This is a genomic window from Streptomyces sp. NPDC005774, assembly GCF_042871645.1.
Taxonomy (GTDB): domain Bacteria; phylum Actinomycetota; class Actinomycetes; order Streptomycetales; family Streptomycetaceae; genus Streptomyces; species Streptomyces pratens.
In genome coordinates, this window is sequence record NZ_JBIAIV010000042.1 from 1 (window position 1) to 20,052 (window position 20,052).

The 20,052-nt window shown below is 72.9% G+C and carries 17 protein-coding genes, 1 tRNA gene and 1 pseudogene; 16 read left to right on the forward strand and 3 right to left on the reverse strand.

All coding sequences use genetic code 11. From position 1 onward, the window contains the following. A pseudogene (locus ACFYQA_RS29295) lies at positions 1-347 on the reverse strand (hydrolase); the annotation flags it as partial. 308 nt (positions 348-655) lie between these two features. Here ACFYQA_RS29295 and ACFYQA_RS29300 point away from each other — a divergent pair. The 4 genes from ACFYQA_RS29300 to ACFYQA_RS29315 all read left to right on the forward strand — a co-directional run bounded on the left by ACFYQA_RS29300 (position 656) and on the right by ACFYQA_RS29315 (position 3,486). Then, positions 656-2,260, forward strand: a complete 1,605-nt coding sequence (locus ACFYQA_RS29300) for a phage tail sheath subtilisin-like domain-containing protein (protein WP_388924013.1) — start codon at positions 656-658, stop codon at positions 2,258-2,260. Between the two features lie 100 nt (positions 2,261-2,360). After that, the gene (locus ACFYQA_RS29305; protein WP_065004200.1) at positions 2,361-2,804 is read left to right on the forward strand and encodes a phage tail protein; all 444 of its coding nucleotides are present in this window, start codon (positions 2,361-2,363) and stop codon (positions 2,802-2,804) included. After that, positions 2,804-3,331: a hypothetical protein gene (locus ACFYQA_RS29310; protein ID WP_388924018.1), complete on the forward strand. Its 528-nt coding sequence runs from the start codon at positions 2,804-2,806 to the stop codon at positions 3,329-3,331. Before ACFYQA_RS29305 ends, ACFYQA_RS29310 begins: the two co-directional genes overlap by 1 nt. Further along, entirely contained in the window at positions 3,328-3,486 is a 159-nt protein-coding gene (locus ACFYQA_RS29315) for a DUF6760 family protein (protein WP_215209509.1), read from the forward strand. Before ACFYQA_RS29310 ends, ACFYQA_RS29315 begins: the two co-directional genes overlap by 4 nt. A 1,766-nt stretch (positions 3,487-5,252) precedes the next feature. On the opposite strand, the gene ACFYQA_RS29320 is transcribed toward ACFYQA_RS29315, so the two are convergent. Further along, complete coding sequence (locus tag ACFYQA_RS29320) at positions 5,253-5,546, reverse strand: hypothetical protein (protein ID WP_388924021.1); 294 nt, start codon at positions 5,544-5,546, stop codon at positions 5,253-5,255. 10 nt (positions 5,547-5,556) lie between these two features. On the opposite strand from ACFYQA_RS29320, the gene ACFYQA_RS29325 reads away from it, so the two are divergent. From ACFYQA_RS29325 to ACFYQA_RS29370, 10 genes are all read left to right on the forward strand, one after another. Next, positions 5,557-7,137 (forward strand): hypothetical protein, encoded by a 1,581-nt coding sequence (locus ACFYQA_RS29325; RefSeq protein WP_388924024.1) that lies wholly within the window; start codon positions 5,557-5,559, stop codon positions 7,135-7,137. A 72-nt stretch (positions 7,138-7,209) separates the two neighbouring features. Beyond that, complete coding sequence (locus tag ACFYQA_RS29330) at positions 7,210-7,635, forward strand: phage tail protein (RefSeq protein ID WP_386393086.1); 426 nt, start codon at positions 7,210-7,212, stop codon at positions 7,633-7,635. Positions 7,636-7,819: 184 nt separating this feature from the next. Then, entirely contained in the window at positions 7,820-8,557 is a 738-nt protein-coding gene (locus ACFYQA_RS29335) for a LysM peptidoglycan-binding domain-containing protein (protein WP_388924027.1), read from the forward strand. Continuing rightward, complete coding sequence (locus tag ACFYQA_RS29340; RefSeq protein WP_388924030.1) at positions 8,557-10,461, forward strand: VgrG-related protein; 1,905 nt, start codon at positions 8,557-8,559, stop codon at positions 10,459-10,461. The genes ACFYQA_RS29335 and ACFYQA_RS29340 overlap by 1 nt, the downstream gene beginning before the upstream one ends. Beyond that, on the forward strand, positions 10,461-10,922 hold the full coding sequence (locus ACFYQA_RS29345; RefSeq protein WP_386393079.1) for a GPW/gp25 family protein: 462 nt from the start codon (positions 10,461-10,463) through the stop codon (positions 10,920-10,922). Before ACFYQA_RS29340 ends, ACFYQA_RS29345 begins: the two co-directional genes overlap by 1 nt. Then, complete coding sequence (locus ACFYQA_RS29350; RefSeq protein WP_388924034.1) at positions 10,922-12,880, forward strand: putative baseplate assembly protein; 1,959 nt, start codon at positions 10,922-10,924, stop codon at positions 12,878-12,880. The genes ACFYQA_RS29345 and ACFYQA_RS29350 overlap by 1 nt, the downstream gene beginning before the upstream one ends. Further along, positions 12,877-13,503 carry a phage tail protein gene (locus ACFYQA_RS29355; RefSeq protein ID WP_388924037.1) on the forward strand — a complete coding sequence of 209 codons (627 nt, stop codon included), beginning with the start codon at positions 12,877-12,879 and terminating at the stop codon, positions 13,501-13,503. Before ACFYQA_RS29350 ends, ACFYQA_RS29355 begins: the two co-directional genes overlap by 4 nt. Next, positions 13,500-15,200 (forward strand): zinc ribbon domain-containing protein, encoded by a 1,701-nt coding sequence (locus ACFYQA_RS29360; protein WP_388924040.1) that lies wholly within the window; start codon positions 13,500-13,502, stop codon positions 15,198-15,200. The genes ACFYQA_RS29355 and ACFYQA_RS29360 overlap by 4 nt, the downstream gene beginning before the upstream one ends. Before the next feature lie 392 nt (positions 15,201-15,592). After that, positions 15,593-16,939: an FG-GAP and VCBS repeat-containing protein gene (locus tag ACFYQA_RS29365; protein ID WP_388924043.1), complete on the forward strand. Its 1,347-nt coding sequence runs from the start codon at positions 15,593-15,595 to the stop codon at positions 16,937-16,939. 101 nt (positions 16,940-17,040) lie between these two features. Continuing rightward, the gene (locus ACFYQA_RS29370; protein ID WP_388924045.1) at positions 17,041-18,135 is read left to right on the forward strand and encodes a Yip1 family protein; all 1,095 of its coding nucleotides are present in this window, start codon (positions 17,041-17,043) and stop codon (positions 18,133-18,135) included. A gap of 114 nt (positions 18,136-18,249) precedes the next feature. On the opposite strand, the gene dcd is transcribed toward ACFYQA_RS29370, so the two are convergent. Beyond that, positions 18,250-18,825 (reverse strand): dCTP deaminase, encoded by a 576-nt coding sequence (dcd, locus tag ACFYQA_RS29375; protein ID WP_388924048.1) that lies wholly within the window; start codon positions 18,823-18,825, stop codon positions 18,250-18,252. Between the two features lie 565 nt (positions 18,826-19,390). Between dcd and ACFYQA_RS29380 the strand changes: the two genes are divergently transcribed. Beyond that, a tRNA-Gly gene (locus ACFYQA_RS29380) sits at positions 19,391-19,464 on the forward strand. Between the two features lie 212 nt (positions 19,465-19,676). Then, entirely contained in the window at positions 19,677-20,048 is a 372-nt protein-coding gene (locus ACFYQA_RS29385; protein ID WP_388924051.1) for a DUF6896 domain-containing protein, read from the forward strand. The last annotated feature ends 4 nt before the right edge of the window (positions 20,049-20,052 follow it).

Sequence of the window (20,052 nt, forward strand, 5' to 3'; positions counted from 1 at the left end):
AACTCCGCCCGCACCTCCGTGAACGGCGTGACCGTCACATTCCCCTCGGGAACGGTCGTCGCCTCCGGATGCTCCGTCGGCGTGATCCGCACCGCATACGGATGCGGACCCGCCGCCGCGTCCGACGTACGCGGCGGAGCGAACGACACCTCCACCGTCCCCGTCGTCCCCGGATACAACCGCAACGACTGCGGCTCCACCCGCGCCCACGGCGCAAGATCACCCACCGGTTCGAACCGGTACTCGTCCACCACGTCACCGGTGTTGCGCACCCGCAACCGCACCGTCGCACTACCACCGGGATCCACCGTCGTCGACGCCGGCTCAAGAGAAGTCCATAGGCTCACGCAGCGACGCTACGGGCTGCGGCACGGCCCGTCAGGAGTCCCGGGGGCAGCGTCAAGTGCCCTGCGAGGCCGAGTGGTTGCCCTGGCCGCCGCAGGGGCCACCCCGGCCCGCGCCTTCGTCCCGGCCGGGGCGGAAAGGCCCCCTGCCGGGCAGGCCCTCAGGCCCGCGCAGGCCACTGACGCCGACGCCCCGTTGCCCTTCCGGGCAACACGAATGCCCCGCATACGGCACTCGCAGACGTTTGTACGACGCGCTGCGCGCGCGAGGGTGGGCGTAGACCTGACTTGTACCCCGAGGAGAGCAGAGCATGCCGTCCTACCTGTCGCCGGGCGTCTACGTCGAGGAGGTGGCCAGCGGCTCGCGCCCCATTGAGGGGGTGGGAACGTCGGTGGCGGCCTTCGTCGGGCTCGCACCATCCGGTCCGCTGAACACGCCGACACTGGTGACCAACTGGACACAGTTCGTCGCCGCCTTCGGTGCGTTCACCGACGGGTACTACCTGGCGCACTCCGTCTACGGCTTCTTCAACAACGGCGGCAGCGCCGCCTACGTGGTCCGCGTCGGCGGTGCCGCGGGCGGTGCCACCGGTGAGGCGTCCGGCGCCCCCGCCGAGGTGACCGGTTCGGCCGCGCCGGCCGCGCTGCCCGCCGGGGCACCCCAGCAGCTCGGCACGTTCACCGTGACCGCCGTGGCCGCGGGTTCCGGCCCCCTCAGCGTCGAGGTCTCCGACCCCGAGGGCGAGGGTCCCGCCGAGCGGTTCAAGCTCGTCGTCAAGGACGACGGCAAGGCCGTCGAGTCCTTCGACGTGACCGCCAAGAAGAGCGGCCGCAACTACGTCGTCACGCAGGTGAGGGAGCGCTCCAAGCTCATCACCGTGCAGGAGGCGACGCCCGCCGCGCAGCTCGTGCGCCCGGAGAACCAGACCGTGGCCCTCGTCGCCCCTGCCGCCGCGCCCGCCGCCGCGCCCGTCGCCCCGGCCGTCGCCGGCGCCACCGGGGGCCACCCCGGCCCGGCCCAGTACCTCGGCGACTCGGCGGACCGTACCGGCTTCGGCGGCCTCGAGGCCGTGGACGAGATCTCCATGGTCGCCGTTCCCGACCTGATGGCCGCCTACCAGCGCGGTGCCATCGACCTGGAGGCCGTCAAGGCCGTCCAGCTCGGCCTGATCGCGCACTGCGAGCTGATGGGCGACCGGGTCGCCGTCATCGACCCGCCGCCCAACATGAACGCCCGCGACATCCGCGTGTGGCGCCAGGAGACCGCCGGCTACGACTCCAAGTACGCCGCCCTCTACTACCCGTGGGTCAAGGTCTTCGACCCGGCGAGCGGCCAGACCAGGACCGTCCCGCCGAGCGGCCACATCGCCGGCATCTGGGCCCGCAACGACTTCGAGCGCGGTGTGCACAAGGCGCCCGCCAACGAGGTGGTGCGCGGCGCCGTCGACCTGGAGATCCAGATCACCCGCGGCGAGCAGGACCTGCTCAACCCGGTCGGCGTCAACTGCATCCGCGCCTTCCCCGGCCGCGGCATCCGCGTCTGGGGTGCCCGCACCATGTCCTCGGACCCGGCCTGGCGCTACCTGAACGTCCGCCGGTACTTCAACTACCTGGAGGAGTCGATCCTGATCGGCACCCAGTGGGTGGTGTTCGAGCCCAACGACCACCAGCTGTGGGCCAGGATCCGGCGCAACGTCTCCGCCTTCCTCGTCAACGAGTGGCGCTCGGGCGCCCTCTTCGGCGCCCGGCCGGAGGAGGCGTACTACGTCAAGTGTGACGAGGAGACCAACCCGCAGGAGTCGGTCGACCTCGGCCGGGTCATCTGCGAGATCGGCATCGCGCCGGTCAAGCCGGCCGAGTTCGTGATCTTCCGCTTGGCCCAGTTCTCCAGCGGAAGCGGGGAGCTGGAGGAGTAGGGGGAGGTTTCCCCCGCGTTCTCCGCCCTCCCATCCCCCGGTCCCGCCCCCGGCTCGCGCCGCGGGCGGGCCGCTCAAGGTCAGAAGGAAAGAAAGATAAATGAGTCTGCAGCCGGGTGACGCCCTTACGTCACACAATTTCGGCCTCCAGATCGACGGTGTGATGGTCGAGTACCTCGCCGAGGTCAGCGGCCTCAGCCTCGAGCAGGACGTCATCGAGTACCAGCAGGTCTCGGCCCAGGGCAAGCCCGTCACCAAGAAGATGCCGGGTGTGAAGAAGGCCGGCACCTGCACGGTCGTCCGCGGCATGACCCAGTCCGCGGCGTTCAACCAGTGGATCAACGAGTCGGTCAACGGCGCGATGGCCACGGCCCGCAAGAACGCCACCATCATGGTGATGGACTACCAGAACAACCCGGTCAAGCGGTACAACATGCGCAACGCGTGGTGCAGCAAGATCGACACCAGCACGGTGAAGGCCGGTGAGGCCTCCGCCCTGTCCGAGACCGTGACCATCACGTTCGAAGAACTGGTCATCGAGTAATGCGCCGTACCACTGCCCGGCCGGGATCCGTCCCGGCCGGTTCCGGTCCCGGAACCGGAACCGACCAGGGGCCCGTCGCCGTCGCGGAGAGCCCGACACAACCGGAGCAGACCACCCTGCCCACGCCGCCCGCGGAAGCGGCCCCGGCCGGTCAGGTGCTGCGCACCGAGTTCCCGTTCGAACTGCCGCGCGGGTACGTCGACGACTCCGGAACCGTGCACCGGCACGGTGTGATGCGGCTCGCGACCGCCCGGGACGAGCTGATCCCGCTGCGCGACGTCCGGGTGCAGGAGAACCCCGCCTACCTGTCGGTGGTCCTGCTCGGCCGGGTGATCACCCGGCTGGGCACGCTGCCGATGGTGCACGACGGGGTGGTGGAGAACATGTTCGCCTCCGACCTGGCGTTCCTCCAGGACTTCTACCGGCAGGTCAACGCCGAGGGCCACACCCGGGCCGGCGTGACCTGTCCCCACTGCGAGCAGCCGTTCGAGGTCGAACTCGGCGGGAGCCGCCTGGGGGAATCGTGACGTACGCGACCGACCGGCTGCACGAGGAGATCGCGTACATCGCCTACCACTTCCACTGGAGCCTGGAGAACATCCTGGACCTCGAACACGGCGACCGCCGCCGGTACACGGAGCAGATCACCTCGCTCGTCACCCGCGCCACGGCGGAGGGCTGACACGGCATGGGATTCCTCGACCGGTTGCGGAACGCGCCGGGGAGGCGGGGCGGGGCCGGCGCATCCAGCGCGGCCGACACGTCCACGCCGTCCCCGGCCACGAGTGCTGCGCAGGAGCCCCCCGGGGCGTCTCCGGGTGCGTCCTTCGCGTCCGCGGGATCCGCCGACGCCGGTGACAACGGCGGCGGCGCGTCCGTGGTGCGGACCGCCGGCTGGCCCGGACTGCCGCCGATCCAGCGGGCCACCGCCCGGCCCTCGTGGCCCGTCGCCGACTCCGGGTTCGGTGGCCGGCTGAGCACCTGGCAGAACCCGGCCTTCATGGGCACGCTCTCCCACGCCGTGCTCGACGGCGCGCCCGGCGGGCTGGTCCAAGGAGTCCTCGCCACCTCGGCCGAGCCCTCACCGGGACTCGAACTGCCCTCGCTCTCCATGCCGGTCGCCGCTCCCCGGACAACGCACCCGGAGCCCGGCGAGCACAGAACCGGGCACAGCACCGGGCACAGCACCGGGCACTCGGGCGACGGCACGGAGGTGCCGCCGGTGCAGCGCGCGGCAGCGCCCCTCACCGTCACCCGGCCCTCGGGCCCCTCGGTCACCCCCGTCCACGCCCCGGCCCACCGGCCCGCAACACTGACCCGGACGACGGCCACGACAGCACCCCTCCAACGGCGTGCCCTGCCGGTCGCCAGGGGCAAAGGCAGGGGCGGCTCCGGTACACGCCCGGCCGCCTCACCGGCTCCCGCGGTCACCCCGCCGTCCTCCCCCGCCCCGGCCGCCGGGGGGACCGCTCCCGCCGGCGCACGTCGCCGGCCGCTGCTCGGCGCGCCTGTGACGGCCCCGCCCCCGGGTTCCGCCCCGCTCACGAACGCCCCGGCCCCGGCCCCCGTACAGCGCGCGGCCGTGCGGCCCGGTACGGGTACGCAGGCCGCCGGTAGTCGGGCCGGTACGGACTCCGGCACGGGTACGGCCTCCGGTACGGGTACCGCTACGGAATCCCGTACGGGTACGGCCTCCGGTACGCGGGCCGGGGTGGAGGTTCCTCGGGGCATCGAGGGCGCCGGCCGCCCCGGCGGGCAGGATCCTGCGGTCCAACGGTCCGTCACGTCCGCGCGACCGGCGTCCGGTACGCCCGGCCCCGACCCGGCGCCGGTGTCCGTACCGCGCGGGAACACCGAGGGAGCCGCGGGGGAGCAGGCACCGGCACGAGCGGTTTCCTCCCCGGCGCCCGCCACCCCGGCGCCTCCCGTGGTGCGGTCCCTGGCCCCGGCCCGCGCGCTGGCTCCCGCCGTACCGTCCGCGCTGTCGCCGATGGCACCGAGGCTCCGCCCCGCACCCGCCGCCGTACCGCTGCGACAGACCGCGCCCGCCGTGCAGCGACGGGCGGCCCGGTCCGGCGGCGGTGCCACGAGCACGCGGCAGCCCGACGCCTCCGGGCCGTCGGGCGGCCCAGGACCCGGACGGCCCGGCCCCGGCCCGGCGGACGACGGTGGCGGTGGCGGTGGCGGTACTGCGACTCCCGCTTCGGTGCCTTCCGTTGCGCCTTCCCTCGTGCCTTCCGCGCTCTCTTCCGGTACGCCTTCCGTCGCGCCTCCCGCGTCCGGTGCCGTGAGCCCGGCAGCCATGCCCTCGGCGGCGCCTTCGGCCGGCCCTTCGGGGACGCCGGTCACGTCGTCCGGAGCGTCGGTGGTGCAGCGCGCACCGGCCACCCCCACCGGACCGTCGGCCGGCCCTCCTGGGAGCGCCCGCGGCAGCACACCCACGCCCGCTCACGGCGCGTCCGCGCCGACCACCGGCCCCGTGCCTGCCGTGCAGCGCCTCGCCCGGCCCGGTGCCACGGCACCCGCCGCGCCGATCCGGCGTGTCCCGTCGTCGTCACCGGCGCGCCGGGACACGACCGTCCCCGTATCCCCCGGGGCCACGGCCACGCCCGGTTCCTCCCCGTCCGTCGCCGCGGCCGCCGAGGTGAGCCCCGCCCAGCGGGCCCGGAACACGCACATCGCATCACCGTCCGGTGCCCCGGCCACCACTCCGGCACCCGCAACGGCCGCTCCCGGAGCCACCGCTCCGACCGTGCAGCGCCACACGGGCTCCGGAGCGACGATCCCGGCCACCCCCACCCCCGCTCCGACGCCCACAACGGCCGCCCCCGGAGCCACCGCCCCCGCCATCCGGCGCCGTACGAGCCCTGGGACAACGACCCCGACCGCCCCCGCGCTCCCCGTCGCCGCCCTCGGCGACACCCCCGCCATGCCCGGCAGCCGCGCTCTCCCCGGCATATCCGCACCCCCTGCCGTCCAGCGCCGTCCCGGCCCCGGGGCGTCAGCGGAGGGCGCGGGGCGTGCCGCGCTGCCGCCGCTCGGTTCCACCTCCGTCCCCGTGCCGAAGCCGAGCCGCACCGCTTCCGCCCCGGCGTCCGTCGCCCCGGCCTCCGCCGCCACTCCCGTCGGGCCCCCCATCCAGCGGCTCGCGGCGCCCCGGCCCAAGCCGCCCGGTCCGTCCATCCCCCTGGCCACGCCCACCGCACCCGTGGTCCAGCGCTCCGGTTCCGCCCGGCCGACCGAGTTCTCCAAGTCCACCGGCTCCGTCGGTTCCGTCGGTTCCGTCGGCAACAGGAGCGCGCCGCCCGCACCCGTCCCCAGCACCCTTCCCGTACCCCGCGCCGAAACGGACGCGCCCGTGCAGCGTCTCGCCCTGCCCGGCTCAACGGAGCCCGCCCGCCCGGCCGGCTCCGCGCCCGCACGGCATCGCCCCGCGCTCTCCGTCCCGCAGGTCAAGGCTCCCTCCGCCCCCGCACGGCCCGGTCTCGGCGCTCCCCTCCAACGCCGCACCACGCCTACGCCTACGCCCGCACCTGTACCTGCTCCTGCTCCTGCTCCTGCGTCCAGCTCCGTCCCCGAGAGTTCTCCGGGCGCGCTCGCGTCCACGCCCTCCGCCAAGTCCCCGACGCCGTCACCCGCGTCGCCGCTGTCCGCACCCGCACCCGCACCCGCACCCGGGCAATCCGCGCTGCCCGGGGCACAGGGCGCCGTCCCCGTCCAACGCACCGCCTCACAGAGCCCGGTGAAGAGCCCCATGTTCATGCCCTCGATTCCCTCGTCCGCGGCGCCCGCCTCACCCGCCCCGGTCCCGCTCCGCGCACCCGCCGCTTACGCCCCCGCCCTCCCGGCCCCCGCCGTTTCCTCCGCGCCGCCCGTGCAGCGGGCGACCACGGCGGGCCCGTCCACGACGGCCGCCCCCTCCGTGGCCCGGTTGCACGCCCCCGCCGCCCCGGCGCTTCCCGACTTGCCGGTCCCCGTCCAGCGCGCCGTGCCCACCGCGCTCAAGTCGCTCTGGAAGAAGTTCACCGGCTCGCCATCGACGAACACCCCCGGCTCGCCACCGACGAACACCCCTGGGCCCCCACCGCCGTACACCCCCGGGCCGCCCCCGCCGCCGTACACCCCGGAGCCGCCCCCGCCGTACAGCCGCCGCGACCCGCATCCCGGCGGAGGAGGGTCGCACTCCGCGCAGTCCTTCGACCCTCGGACCCTGACCGACGGGCAGCTCGACGAGCTGACGCATCGTCTGATCGGCCCGCTCACCCGCCTCCTGCGCACCGAACTGCGGATGGACCGGGAACGTATCGGCAGGCTCCGCGACCCCCGCACCTGACCCGCGCCTGACCCGCTTCCGGCCTCGCGCCTGCCCACCGAGACCCACCACCCGCCCCCGAAAGGCCCTCCGATGCCCAGCGATCTCGACCCGGGATCCACCATCTTCTTCACCCTCACCATCGACGGGCAGAGCCTCGGCGCGTTCAACGGATGTGAGGGCCTGGCGTCGACGGTGGAGATCGAGCAGCACCAGGAGGGCGGCAACAACGGGTTCGTGTGGCAGTTGCCGACCCGGGTCACCTTCTCCACCATCCGGCTGACCCGCCCGCTGACCCCGGAGACCTCGAAGGTCGCCGCCTGGATCTCGTCCGTGACCACCGGCGTCACCCGCCCCACCGCCCAGATCTCGGCGCTGCGCGCGGACGGTTCGGAGGTGGCGCGCTGGGGGCTGATCGACGTACTGCCGGTCAGCTGGCAGGGCCCCTCCCTGGACCCCGCGAGCCCGGGCGTGGCCACGGAGGTCCTGGAGATCGCGCACCACGGATTCACGGACTGAGCGGGACCGGAGCCACGGACCGGGCGGACTCCACGGACGGACCACCACACCGCCCCGCACCACCGCACCACCGCACACCAAGCACCGCGTACCGCGTACCGCGTACCGCGTACCGCGTACGAAGTACCAGTACCAGTACCAGCACCAGCACCAGCACCAGCACCGAGGACGGAGACGAAGGACCATGGCAGCCAAGGGAGGCAAGGGCTCCAAGGGCGGCGCAGGCAAGAGCCTGGTGCGGGCCACGCTGGCCATCCACGAGCCCCCGATCGGCGACAGCACCACCCCGGGCGGTCTGATCAGGACCTTCGACTTCGACTTCAACCCGGCGCAGCTGACCCTCACCCGTCGCGCCCAGTGGAAGAGCACGCCGTCCGCCGCCCTGCGCGACGGCCCGCTGCCCGAGTTCATGGGGGCCGAGGGCCGGAACCTGACGATGGAGATCTTCCTGGACTCCTCCGGTGACCCCGGCGACAACAGTGTGCTGAAGAAGGTCGAGGCGTTGTTCTCCTGCTGCGAGGTGACCAGCAAGAGCATCGCGGCGGACCAGCCGTCCACGCCGTGGGTGGTGTTCGAGTGGGGGTCGTTCTCCACGGCACGGTTCACCGCGTACATCAGCAGTGTGGGGGCGAACTACACGCTGTTCGGGACGACGGGCGTGCCGATCCGTGCGGCCTGCCAGGTGGAACTGAACGAGATCCCCAGCCAGACCAAGGGCCAGAACCCGACCTCGGGCGCGCTCACCGCGCGGCGCGTGCACCGGGTCGTGGCGGGCGACACGCTGCAGTCGCTGGCCTGGCGGGAGTACGGGGACGCCTCGGCCTGGCGCACGATCGCCGAGGTCAACGACATCGACGACCCGTCCCGACTGCCCAACGGCACCGAACTGATCCTTCCGGCGGCCGGGGAGGTCGTGTTCTGATGGTCAAGCCCTCCTTCTCCAACATCGTCGACGTCACGTTCGACGGCAAGCCGGTGCCGCCCTACTTCGCCCCGCTGCTCGTCGGCGGCTGGGTCGACCTGGGGGCCGGGGTGCCGGGCGCCTTCCGGGTCACGTTCCGGGACGCGCACGGGCTGGTGCTCGGCAAACTGGGCATCAAGTTCGGCACCAAGGTGGTGATCTCCCCCGTCGCCCACGGCAAGGGCGCCGGCGACCCGCTGCTGACCGGCGAGGTCACCGGCATGGAGACCGACTACGACGGCACCGGCACCTTCACCGTGATCCGCGGCTACGACCGCGGCCACCGCATGATGCGCCGCCGCCGGGTCGCCGCCTACCGCAACCAGACGGCGTCGGACATCGCCCGCACCCTGGCCGGCCAGGACGGCGTCGCCGTCGGCGAGGTGCAGTCGACCAGGACGGTCTACGAGTTCATCAGCCAGGCCAACGTCACCGACTGGGACTTCCTGTCCCGGCTCGCCGACGAGAACGAAATGGTGATGTCCGTGGACCCCAAGGGGAAGTTGCGGTTCGTCAGCCCCGATCCCGCCTCCGGCGCGCCCCCCACCAGCACCCCGGGCGAGAAGAGCCCGTTCGTCCTCCAGGCCGGCACCGACGTGCTGCGCTGCAGGGCCGCGGTGACCGCCGCCGACCAGTACGGCCGCGTCGAGGCGCGCGGCTGGGACGTCGTCGCGAAGAAGGAACTGACCGCGACGGCACCCACCACCGCCAACCCCGGCATCTCCATCGGCACCACCCCCCAGAAGGCCGCCTCGGCGTTCGGGATCGTCACCCTCGTGGAGACGGAGAAGCCCTACGACCGGCAGAACGAGGTGAAGTTCGCCGCCGACTCCCTCGCCGACGACGTGACCTCGTCCTTCGCCGAGCTGGAGGTCGTCGTGCGCGGCAATCCCAAGCTGCGTCCCGGCGTCCCCGTCACCCTCACCGACGTCGGCGCCCCCTTCGAGGGCAAGTACACGGTGACGTCCGCCCGGCACGTGTTCGGCGACGGCAAGCACTACGAGACCTGGATCACCGTCAGCGGCCGTCAGTGGCGCTCCCTGTTCGGCCTCACCTCCGGCGGCTCAGGCACCGGCGCGGCCGCGCCCCGCCTGCCCGGTGTCGCCAACGCGCTGGTCACCGACGTACAGGACCCGCTCAAGCAGGGCAGGGTCAAGCTGAAGTTCCCGTGGCTGGACGACACCTACGTCTCCGACTGGACCCGCACCGTGCAGTTGGGCGGCAAGCGCGGCGGCGGCATCTTCCCGCTCGACGTGGGCGACGAGGTGCTGGTGGCGTTCGACCGGGGCGCCCTCGACCATCCGTTCGTCGTCGGCGGGCTCTACAACGGCGTGGACAAGCCGTCCCCCGTCCGGGACGTGCCGCTGCACGACACCGTGAAGCGGCGGGCGATCCGGCACACCCTGTCCGACCGCGAGGCCAACCGCGTCGACCTGCTCAGCCAGACCACCGGCGCCCGCAAGCAGGGCGTCCGCGTGGCCTCCGGCGACGACAAGCTGATCATCAACCTGGACCGTACGAAGACGGAGATCACCGTCGACAGCAAGGGCACCGTCGTCATCAAGGGCAGCCGCTCGGTGTCCGTCGAGGCGGGCACCGACCTCACCTTGAACGGCAAACGGTCGGTGACCATCAAGAGCGGCGGCCGGCTCACCCTGGAGGGCCGCGGCGCGGTCAGCCTCAGCTCGTCCATCGGCGCCGTCAACGTCGACGCCAAGGGCGCGCTCTCCCTGAAGGCCATGGGCACGGCCAGCCTGTCCGCGATGGCGAGCGTGCAGATCAACGCGGTGGCCAGCGTGGGCATCCGGGCCGCCACCGTTCCGATCATGGGCATCCTCACCGCCAACGGAAAGCCGGTGATCTGATGGCCGAGCAATTCGTCGGATCCGGCTGGGCGTTCCCCCTGCGCATCGGACCCACCGGGGGCATCGCCCTGGTCAGCGGCGAGAAGGAGATCGAGGAGGCCATCCGGCTGGTGCTGGCCACCGCGCCCGGCGAGCGGCCGATGCGCCCGGAGTTCGGCTGCGCCATCCACGACATGGTGTTCGCCCCCGTCAACGAGGCCACCGCCGGCCGCATCCAGCACGAGGTGTACGCGAGCCTCGACCGCTGGGAGCCCCGCATCGAGGTCGAGGACGTGGAGGTCACCGCCGGCCCCGGCGAGGGCGTCCTGCACATCGACGTCCGCTACTCCGTCCGCGGCACCAACAACCCGCGCAGCCTCGTCTTCCCGTTCTACGTCATCCCCTCCCACGACGAGCCCGGCACGGCAGGCACGGCCGGTGCGGGCGAGTCGGGCGGCCCCCTCCCCGAAAGCGACCGCTGATGGCCCTGCCCTCCCCCCATCTGGACGACCGCCGTTTCCAGCAGTTCGTCGACGACGCCAAGCGCTACATCCAGCAGCGCGCCCCGGAGTGGACCGACCACAACGTCTCCGACCCCGGAGTCACGCTGGTGGAGGCGGTCGCGCACATGGCGGACCAGATCGTGTACCGCCTCAACCGGGTGCCCGAGAAGAACCACCTGGCCTTCCTCGACCTCGTCGGCATCACCCTCTTCCCCCCGACGGCCGCCCGCACCGACGTCACCTTCTGGCTGTCCGCGCCGCAGGACGAACCGGTGGTACTGCCCGAGGGGACCGAGGTGGCCACCACCCGCACCGAGCGCGACGAGGCCGTGGTCTTCGCCACCGAACGCGAACTCACCGTCGTCCCCTCCTCGTTGCGCCGGCTGGCCGTGCAGAACCAGGGCGCGCCGGTCGCCGACCGCACCGACGACCTGACCGAGGGCAAGGACGTCCTCTGCTTCGCCGAGGCCCCCCGCCCCGGCGACTGCATGCTGTTCGGCCTGAGCGCCGCCGTCCCGCACTGCGCCGTCGCCCTCGAACTCGACAGCCGCGTCGACGGCGTCGGCGTCGACCCGCGCCAGCCCCCGCTGGTGTGGGAAGCGTGGACCGAGGACGGCTGGACGGAGTGCGAGATCGACCGCGACGTCACCGGCGGCCTCAACCGGCCCGGCGAGGTCGTCCTGCACGTCCCCGGCGGACACGTGCTCTCCCGCAACGGCGGGCACGAGGGCGGCTGGCTGCGCTGCCGGGTCACCGAACCCCTCGCCGGCCAGCCCTTCTACACCACCTCCCCGTCCGTGCGCTCCGCCGAGGTGTACACCCTCGGCGGCACCACCGGCGCCGTGCACGCCGAGACCGTGCACGACGAGGCGCTCGGCGAGTCCACCGGCCTGCCCGGCCAGCGGCTGCGCCTCGCCCACGCCCCCGTCGTCGGCGACACCCCGCCCGTCCTGCTGCAGACCGCCGAACACGACGGCTGGACCGACTGGGACGTCGTCGCCCACTTCGCCGCCTCCCGCCCGCGCGACCGGCACATCACCCTGGACGCCGCGACCGGCGAGATCGCCTTCGGCCCCGCGGTACGCGAACCCGACGGCACCCTGCGCCAGTACGGCGCCGTCCCCCCGAAGGGCGCCGTCATCCGCGCCCTCCGCTACCGCACCGGCGGGGGCAGGGCCGGCAACGTCGCCCGCGGCGCCGTCCGCGTCCTGCGCCGCTCCGTGCCGTACGTCTCCGAGGTCGTCAACCGGGAGGCCGCGCGCGGCGGCGTCGACGGCGAGACCGTGGACGAGGCCAAGACCCGGGCACCCATCACCCTGCGCGCCCAGGAACGCGCGGTCACCCTGCGCGACTACGAGGAACTCGCCCGCCGCGCCGCCCCCGACACCGCCCGCATCACCTGCCTGGAGGGCGAGGAGAGCGAGCACGGCGCCTACGCGGTACGGGTCCTGGTCGTCCCCCAGGCCGTGGCGGACCCCGGCGGACGCCTGCGCTTCGAACAGCTCGTCCCCGGCGACGCGCTGCTCTCCCGCATCACCCGCTACCTCGACGAACGCCGGCTGATCGGCACCCGCCTCGCCGTCGGCCCGCCCTTCTACCAGGGCGTCACCGTCGTCGCCACCGTGCACGCCTTCCGCGGCACCGACACCGACCGGGTCCGCCGCCAGGCCCACGACGCCCTCTACCGCCACCTCGACCCGCTCACCGGCGGCACCGACGGCACCGGCTGGCCCTTCGGCCGGCCCGTACAGGCCGGGGAGATCTTCGCGGTGCTCCAACGCGTGCCCGGCGTGGAACTCGTCGACCAGGTCCTGCTGCACCCCGCCGACCCGATCACCGGCAAGCGCGGCGAGGCCACGGACCGGATCGACCTCTCCGCCCCGTCCCTCGTGTTCTCCTTCGACCACCGGATCCGCGTGATCGGGGACGGCGCATGAGGGGCTCCGTCGACGGGCTCGCCTCCTCCGCGCCGATCGGCGCGATGCTGCCCGCGATCTTCGCCGACGACGATCTGGCGCAGCGCTTCGTCGCCGGGCTCGACGAGGTCCTCGCGCCCTTCCTCGTCGTCCTCGACAACCTGGACTCCTACTTCGACCCCGCGCTCGCCCCGGTCGACTTCACCCGCTGGCTGGCCGACTGGGTCGGCGCCGAGACCGACGGCATCGAAACCGACGGCGGCATTGCTCTCGGCACCGGGACCGGCGGCGCCGCGGCCGGTGGCGCCGAGGGAGAACGCCGGCTGCGTGCCGCCGTCGCCGCCGCCACGTATCTGCACCGGGTACGGGGCACCCGGCGCGGCCTGTCCGAGGCCGTTCGCCTGGTGTTCGGCGTGACGCCGCAGATCACCGAGAGCGGCGCCGCCGAATGGCACGCCCGGCCGCTCGGACCGGTCCCCGGCGACCGCCGCCCGCACCTGCACGTCTCGCTGCCGCTGCCCGACCCGACCTCCGCCGACGAATACCGGCTGGACGCCCTGGTCGCGGCCGCCCGCCCCGCCCACATGCCGTACACGGTCAAGGTAACCGCCGCGACCGCTGCCGAAAGGACCACCGACAGATGACCAGCCAGACCTCCGGACCCGGCCGGGCCGCCCCCAGCTGCGCCGAGTGCGGCACCCCGGCGGAACCCGGCCAGTCCTTCTGCGACTCCTGCGGAGCGGTCCTCAGCTGGGCCGACAGCAGCCGGCCGGGACGGACCGAGCCCACCGGACGAGCCGAGCCCACGGGACGGGCCGCGACGGCCGACGCCCCCGCCCGGACCCGCACCACGGACGGCCCCGGCACCGACGACCGGCCGGGCCCCACGGGCCGGACCGGCACCGACGACGGGGCCGGACGGGCCGCCGGCGGACGCAGGGGCGACGCGGACGACTGGCCCGGCACCGACAACAGGGCCGCGCGCGCGGCCCGCAGGGGCGACACCGACGACTGGCCGGGAGCCACCGGCCGGACGACCGGCACCGACGACAGGGGCCAGGCCGCGATACCGCACCCCCGGACGGGAGCGGCGGACGACGGCGTCCGCACGACCACCCCGGCACCGGCACCGACCCCCGCGTCGGCACCGACGACGCACGCCGACGAGCGGACCACCGCGCCGGAGGCACCGGAAGCACCGGAAGCACCGGGGACAGCCACGCCCCACGCCTCGTACGGACACGACGGAACGGACCGCGCCGCCGGAACCGCCGCAGCAGCAACCACCGCGCCCGACCAGCCCCGCGGGCGCCAGGGCGACGACGGCCAGACCCCTGCCGCCCCCCGGCCGGCCGACCCGTACAACACGACCCCCGACGGCGACACCGAACCCCTGCCGCACGCGGCGGGCTCCCCCCGGCCGCCGCACCCCCACCACGACGACGACGCCGCCGCGCGGGCCAGGTCCCTCCTCGTCCCCGTCGCCGACTCGGAGCCCCGCGCCCCGGACGAGCCCGCCGTCGCGCCGGTCCTGCCCGGACGCCCCGTCGCCCACCGCCCCCAGGTCCGCGCCGTCGGCCCGCAGGCAGGCGCCGAGGGCGGCATCCCCTGCCCCTGGTGCTCCACCCTCAACCGGCCGGAGCGGCACTACTGCTCCCGCTGCGCCATGTCGATGACCCGCGGCGACGACACCCCGGAGCGCCTGCCCTGGTGGCGCCGGATGTTCGGCGACCGCAACGGCGAGTCGGCCTGGGCGGGCGACCGCCCGCGACTGCGCCGGGGGTTCGGCCAGGTCTGGAACTGGATCGTCGCCGCCGTCGTCATCGGACTGGTCATCGCCCTGATCGTGAACATGGGCGCGATGATCCAGGCCACCCGCGACCACTTCGCCAAGCGGGCCCCGATCGGCCCGTCCAGCGTCAAGGCGTCCCGCTCCTACGCCGAGCACGGCGCGGCCCTCGCCTTCGACAAGCTCAACAACACCTGGTGGGGTCCCGGCATCTCGCAGTCCGCCGAGGGCGAGTGGCTGGAGGCCACCTTCGACCAGCCGACCCGTCTGCTGGACCTCGTGATCACCCCCGGCGTCTCGACCAAGTCGGAACAGCTGCAGGAGTCGGCGCTCCCGCGCCGGCTCGAGGCCCAGATCACCCTCGCCGACGGCAAGAAGATCACCCGCACCATCACCCTGGACCAGGCAGCCGGCGGCCAGCGCCGCAAGTTCCGGGTCGGCGAGGTGACCGCCGTGCGCTTCGTCCTGCGCTCGGCCTACGGCGCCGACCCGAAGAAGCAGGTGGCGATCGCCGAGATCGAGTTCTTCGGCCGCTCGAGCAACAACACCTAGTAACCGCAGCACCCCCTCCACCGACGGGCGCACACAGGGCCCCGAAGGGCCCGCCATACCGCACCCGGCCCGCACCACGTTCGCCCCGCACACGGAGCAGCGCGGTGCGGGCCGACGTGGTGCGGGCCGACGGTCCTGCCTCCGCCCCCGCACCCGTCGCGCACCCGTCGCGCACCCTCTGCGCGCTCGACGTACCCCCGTCACCATTTTCGCCATGTCCACGTACAACCCTCCCCGCCCCTCGCCGGTCTCCTTGTCGGTGTTCGCCGGGTGATCACCCGGCGAACCCGTGGCCCCTCCAGGACGAACACGGGCGACCCATCGCACCGGCCCCGTCCCGCCGGCCGACCGGTCCCATCGGCCGACCGGCCCACCCACCCCAGGAGACCCCCTTGCGCAGACAGACCGCCGCCGCCCTGGCCGCCACCCTCCTGGCCTCCGGCCTCACCCCGGTCCTCCTCGCCACCCCCGCCTCCGCCGCCGTCGCCAAGCACTACGACGACTTCAACGGCGACGGCCACCGCGACCTCGCCTACGGCGGCACCAACGACGTCGACCGCGAGGGCGGCACCGTCACCGTGCTCTACGGCACCGCGAAGGGCCTCAACACCACCCGCCCCCAGCTGATCCACCAGGACAGCCCGGGCATCCCCGGGGCCGGCGAGGAGGACGACCAGTTCGGCGAGACGCTGGCGAGCGCCGACCTCAACAAGGACGGCTACGCGGACCTCGTCGTCGGCAACCCCAGCGAGCACGTCGGCAAAACCAAGTACCGCGGCACGGTCACCATCGTCTGGGGCTCGAAGTCCGGCCTGTCCGGCGGCACCAACGTCGCCCCCAAGTCCGGTGCGGGCGGGTACTTCGGCCGCGACCTGGCCACCGGCGACTTCAACGGCGACGGCTCGCCCGACCTGACGCTGATCGGCGGCAGCGAGGCGTGGCTCCACCGCGGCCCGTTCACCAAAGCCGGCAAGACCGGCAGCGTGAGCAGGATCGACAAGACGGGAGGGGGCTGGTACTCGCACGGCCTCGCCGCGGGCAAGGTCGACAAAGACGGCCGGACGGACCTGGTGATCCTCGGCACCCAGTTCGCCTCCGGCAGCGACAAGCCCCTCCACCGCGTCTGGTTCCTCAAAGGGGCGTCCTCCGGCCTGACCTCCGGCCCCTACAAGACCTTCACCAGCGAACCCCGGGCCGCCACCATCGGCGACTTCGACAAGAACGGCTACGGCGACATCGCCGTCGGCCTGCCCGACCAGAGCAACGGCCGGGGCGCGGTCACCGTCTGGCGCGGCACCTCCTCCGGCCCCGGCGGCTCCACCACGTTCACCCAGGCCACGGCCGGCGTCTCCGGCTCCCCCGAGGCGGACGACAACTTCGGCTACGCCGTCTCCGCCGGCGACGCGAACGGCGACGGCTACGCGGACCTCGCCGTCGGCGTACCGCACGAGGCCGTCAGCGGCCGGGCCTATCAGGGCAGCTTGCACTTCTTCCGCGGTGGCTCGGACGGCCTCAGCGGCTCCCGCTCCTCCTCGATCCCCCAGACGGTGCTGGGACCGGCCGAAGCCGACACCTTCTTCGGGAACTCCGTACGCCTGCGCGACCTGAACGCCGACGGCCGCGCCGACCTCGGCGTCGGGGCACAGGACCGCGGCATCCTGCTGCGCGGTACGAGCACCACCCCGACGGCGAAGAACGCCGTCAAGCTGCCGGAGTTCAGCGGCGGCTTCGCCGACTGACGCCCACTGACGCCGGCCGGCCCCGGCTCCGTCCTGCGGAGGACCGGACCGGCCCCCAGCCCTCCGCAGGACGGAGTACCGGGCTGACGACCCCTTAGGGGATGTCACAGCTCGGCCGCAAAGGCGGGCCCGAAACCCCGGGCCCGGCACGCGGCCCCCCGGGACCAGGTACGTTCGACAACGTGGCTGGATTCAGGATCGGACGCGGCCGGGACAACAACGGCGCTCCTCACGCGCGACCGCAACAACCCCCGTACGGACAGCAGACGCCGCCGGGGCCGTCGTACGGCTCCCCGCAGGCGCCTCAGCCGTACCCGCCCCAGCAGCCGCCCTACGGCAGAGGCGGCAACAACGGCGGCGGCACCGGCGGCGGCTGGCCGCAGATGAACCGCGGGCCGAACGGACCGAACGGACCGGGCGGTCCGGGCGGTCCGGGCGGTCCGGGCGGCTACGGCGGGCAGCACCGCCCCGGTGCCGGCGGCGGCCACGGCGAACCCGAATACTTCGGCGACGGCGGCGCGTACCCTCCCGGCCCGCACGCCCCACACGCCCCCCACGACCCGTACGCGGCCAACAACCCGGGCCACACCCAGGCCTTCCGGATCAGCGAGGACCCGTATCCCGGCGACGCGGACCCCCTGCCCGGCCCGGTCGGCCCCCGCCTGCGCTGGAAGGACCTGCTCAAGGGCATCGTCACCGCCCCTGACCGGACCTTCCTGCAGATGCGCGACTACACGGTGTGGGGTCCCGCCCTCACCGTCACCTTCCTCTACGGCCTGCTGGCGATCTTCGGCTTCGAGGGCGCCCGTGAAGAGGCGATCGACGCCACTGTCACCAGCCTCATACCCATCATCCTGATGACGGGCGTGGCCATGGTGATCAGCTTCCTCATCCTGGGCGTGGTCACCCACTCCCTGGCCCGCCAGCTCGGCGGCAACGGCGCCTGGCAGCCCACGGTCGGCCTGTCCATGCTGATCATGTCCCTCACGGACGCACCCCGCCTGATCCTCGCGATGTTCGCGAGCGGCGACGCCGGCTTCGTCCAGATCGTCGGCTGGGCCACCTGGGTCGCGGGCGGCGCGCTCCTCACCCTGATGGTCAGCCGCTCCCACGACCTCCCCTGGCCGAAGGCCCTGGGCGCGTCCGCGATCCAGCTCCTGGCCCTGCTGTCCCTGGTGAAGCTGGGCACGCTCTGACCACGAGCAGCACACGAGGCACACGAGGCACACGAGGAAGGGGGCTCCCGATCGGGAGCCCCCTTCCTGTTGATCTGCCCTCGGCCGCTCTCTACGCGTCGAGAACCTGCCCGCTCACACCTGACTCCGGTGGAAGTTGAGGAAGGACCGTGAGGCGGTGGGCCCGCGCTGCCCCTGGTAACGGGACCCGTACCGCTCACTGCCGTACGGGGACTCGGCGCGCGAGCTGAGCCGGAACAGACACAACTGGCCGATCTTCATACCGGGCCACAGCTTGATGGGCAGCGTGGCGAGGTTCGACAGCTCTAGGGTCACGTGCCCGGAGAAGCCGGGGTCGATGAACCCGGCGGTCGAGTGCGTGACGAGCCCGAGCCGCCCCAGCGAGCTCTTCCCCTCGAGCCGCGAAGCGAGATCGTCGGGCAGCGAGATGACCTCGAACGTACTGGCCAGCACGAACTCACCGGGGTGAAGGATGAAAGGCTCGTCCCCCTCCGGCTCGACGAGCCGGGTCAGCTCCGCCTGCTCGATGGAGGGGTCGATGTGCGGGTACCGGTGGTTCTCGAACACCCGGAAGAAGCGGTCGAGACGGATGTCGATACTGGACGGCTGCACCATGGATTCGTCGTAGGGATCGATCCGTACCCGCCCGGCGTCGATCTCGGCCCGGATGTCCTTGTCTGAGAGAAGCACTCCCCGAGGATACGCAAGGCGCGCGGGCCGGCCACCATCGCGCCGCCCCACGCGCCCACGCCCAAGGTGTGCCGCTCCGGCCCACCGCTCGGTCTCACGACCGGCCGGCGGGCCGAACCCGGCCCTGCCCCCTACCGCTTCTCGAAAGCCACCGGTACGACGCTGCGAAGCCGCGCACAGCGCGGACACCGCAGCAACCGACCGGGGCCGAGTCGCTCGGCCTGCTGCATCGGGAACGAAGTGGCGGCGAATACGTGCCCATCGGCACAGCGGACGACGGTGCGCTCCATCAAGTCCAAGAGTCCCTTCCCAAGAACCGCATCTGGCTTCCTGCCCTGACGACAAAAGCCACATTACGGGACCAAGGAGACGACCCTGCGGGCGGCACCCCCGCCCGCACACCCCCACTCGGGGCCCCACCGTACGCCCCAACTCCAGCCCTCCGCACATGCTTCCACCCCTGAAACGCCATCAGGCCCCCGGCACGGAAAACACCGGAGACCTGGCATGGGGTACAGTGGGCGAGCATCCGGACACCGGTCGAGACCAGCGCCCTGGATCACAAGCGGGTGTAGTTTAATGGTAGAACATCAGCTTCCCAAGCTGAGAACGCGAGTTCGATTCTCGTCACCCGCTCCATGAAGAAGGCCCAGGTCATCAACCTGGGCCTTGCTTGTTGTCTAGGCCAATTACAGGGCGGCGTGCCCTCCGCGTGCCCTCCGCGTGCCCTAACTGATCGTTGTCAGAATGCCGTCCTGCGGAGAGGCTGGCGGCCCCATGGAACAATTCCTTGAGTCACGGGCTCAGGGGGATGACGCCGTATGGAACGGGTTGGGGCTGCACGAGACCTCGTGCTCGGCTACGTCCACGCTCTGAACGCGATTGACGAGGCCATGAGGGTCGCGATCCCTTCGCTTGAGCGGCTGGCGGGCGTCGTCGGCCTGGCCCGTTCGCGCCGGATCAGCCGGAGTGATCACATCGGCACCTACTCCTACAAGGTTCATGGGGCAGGGTGCCGCTTCGTGAGCGACAACGGCACTGAGGTCGATGTGGACTTCGCAGCAGACGGGAGCGAAGTCTTCGACCTCTGGCGGCTGCGCCGGTATGGGCTGAGCCTGCCGGAGCCTCTTGACGTCACGGATGAGGACATTCGGTTCGCAGTGCGGTCGCTGCAACCGCTTCTGACCGAGGTGCGGCCGGGGTGGTTCAGCGTAGCCAACTGATCGC

What these genes read in the sequence shown, in the direction of transcription:
- ACFYQA_RS29360 (WP_388924040.1), top strand. Translation starts at nt 13,500, where the DNA reads ATGACCAGCCAGACCTCCGGACCCGGCCGGGCCGCCCCCAGCTGCGCC.
- ACFYQA_RS29345 (WP_386393079.1), top strand. Translation starts at nt 10,461, where the DNA reads ATGGCCGAGCAATTCGTCGGATCCGGCTGGGCGTTCCCCCTGCGCATC.
- ACFYQA_RS29355 (WP_388924037.1), top strand. Translation starts at nt 12,877, where the DNA reads ATGAGGGGCTCCGTCGACGGGCTCGCCTCCTCCGCGCCGATCGGCGCG.
- ACFYQA_RS29305 (WP_065004200.1), top strand. Translation starts at nt 2,361, where the DNA reads ATGAGTCTGCAGCCGGGTGACGCCCTTACGTCACACAATTTCGGCCTC.
- ACFYQA_RS29310 (WP_388924018.1), top strand. Translation starts at nt 2,804, where the DNA reads ATGCGCCGTACCACTGCCCGGCCGGGATCCGTCCCGGCCGGTTCCGGT.
- ACFYQA_RS29350 (WP_388924034.1), top strand. Translation starts at nt 10,922, where the DNA reads ATGGCCCTGCCCTCCCCCCATCTGGACGACCGCCGTTTCCAGCAGTTC.
- ACFYQA_RS29340 (WP_388924030.1), top strand. Translation starts at nt 8,557, where the DNA reads ATGGTCAAGCCCTCCTTCTCCAACATCGTCGACGTCACGTTCGACGGC.
- ACFYQA_RS29335 (WP_388924027.1), top strand. Translation starts at nt 7,820, where the DNA reads ATGGCAGCCAAGGGAGGCAAGGGCTCCAAGGGCGGCGCAGGCAAGAGC.
- ACFYQA_RS29300 (WP_388924013.1), top strand. Translation starts at nt 656, where the DNA reads ATGCCGTCCTACCTGTCGCCGGGCGTCTACGTCGAGGAGGTGGCCAGC.
- ACFYQA_RS29330 (WP_386393086.1), top strand. Translation starts at nt 7,210, where the DNA reads ATGCCCAGCGATCTCGACCCGGGATCCACCATCTTCTTCACCCTCACC.
- ACFYQA_RS29370 (WP_388924045.1), top strand. Translation starts at nt 17,041, where the DNA reads ATGTCACAGCTCGGCCGCAAAGGCGGGCCCGAAACCCCGGGCCCGGCA.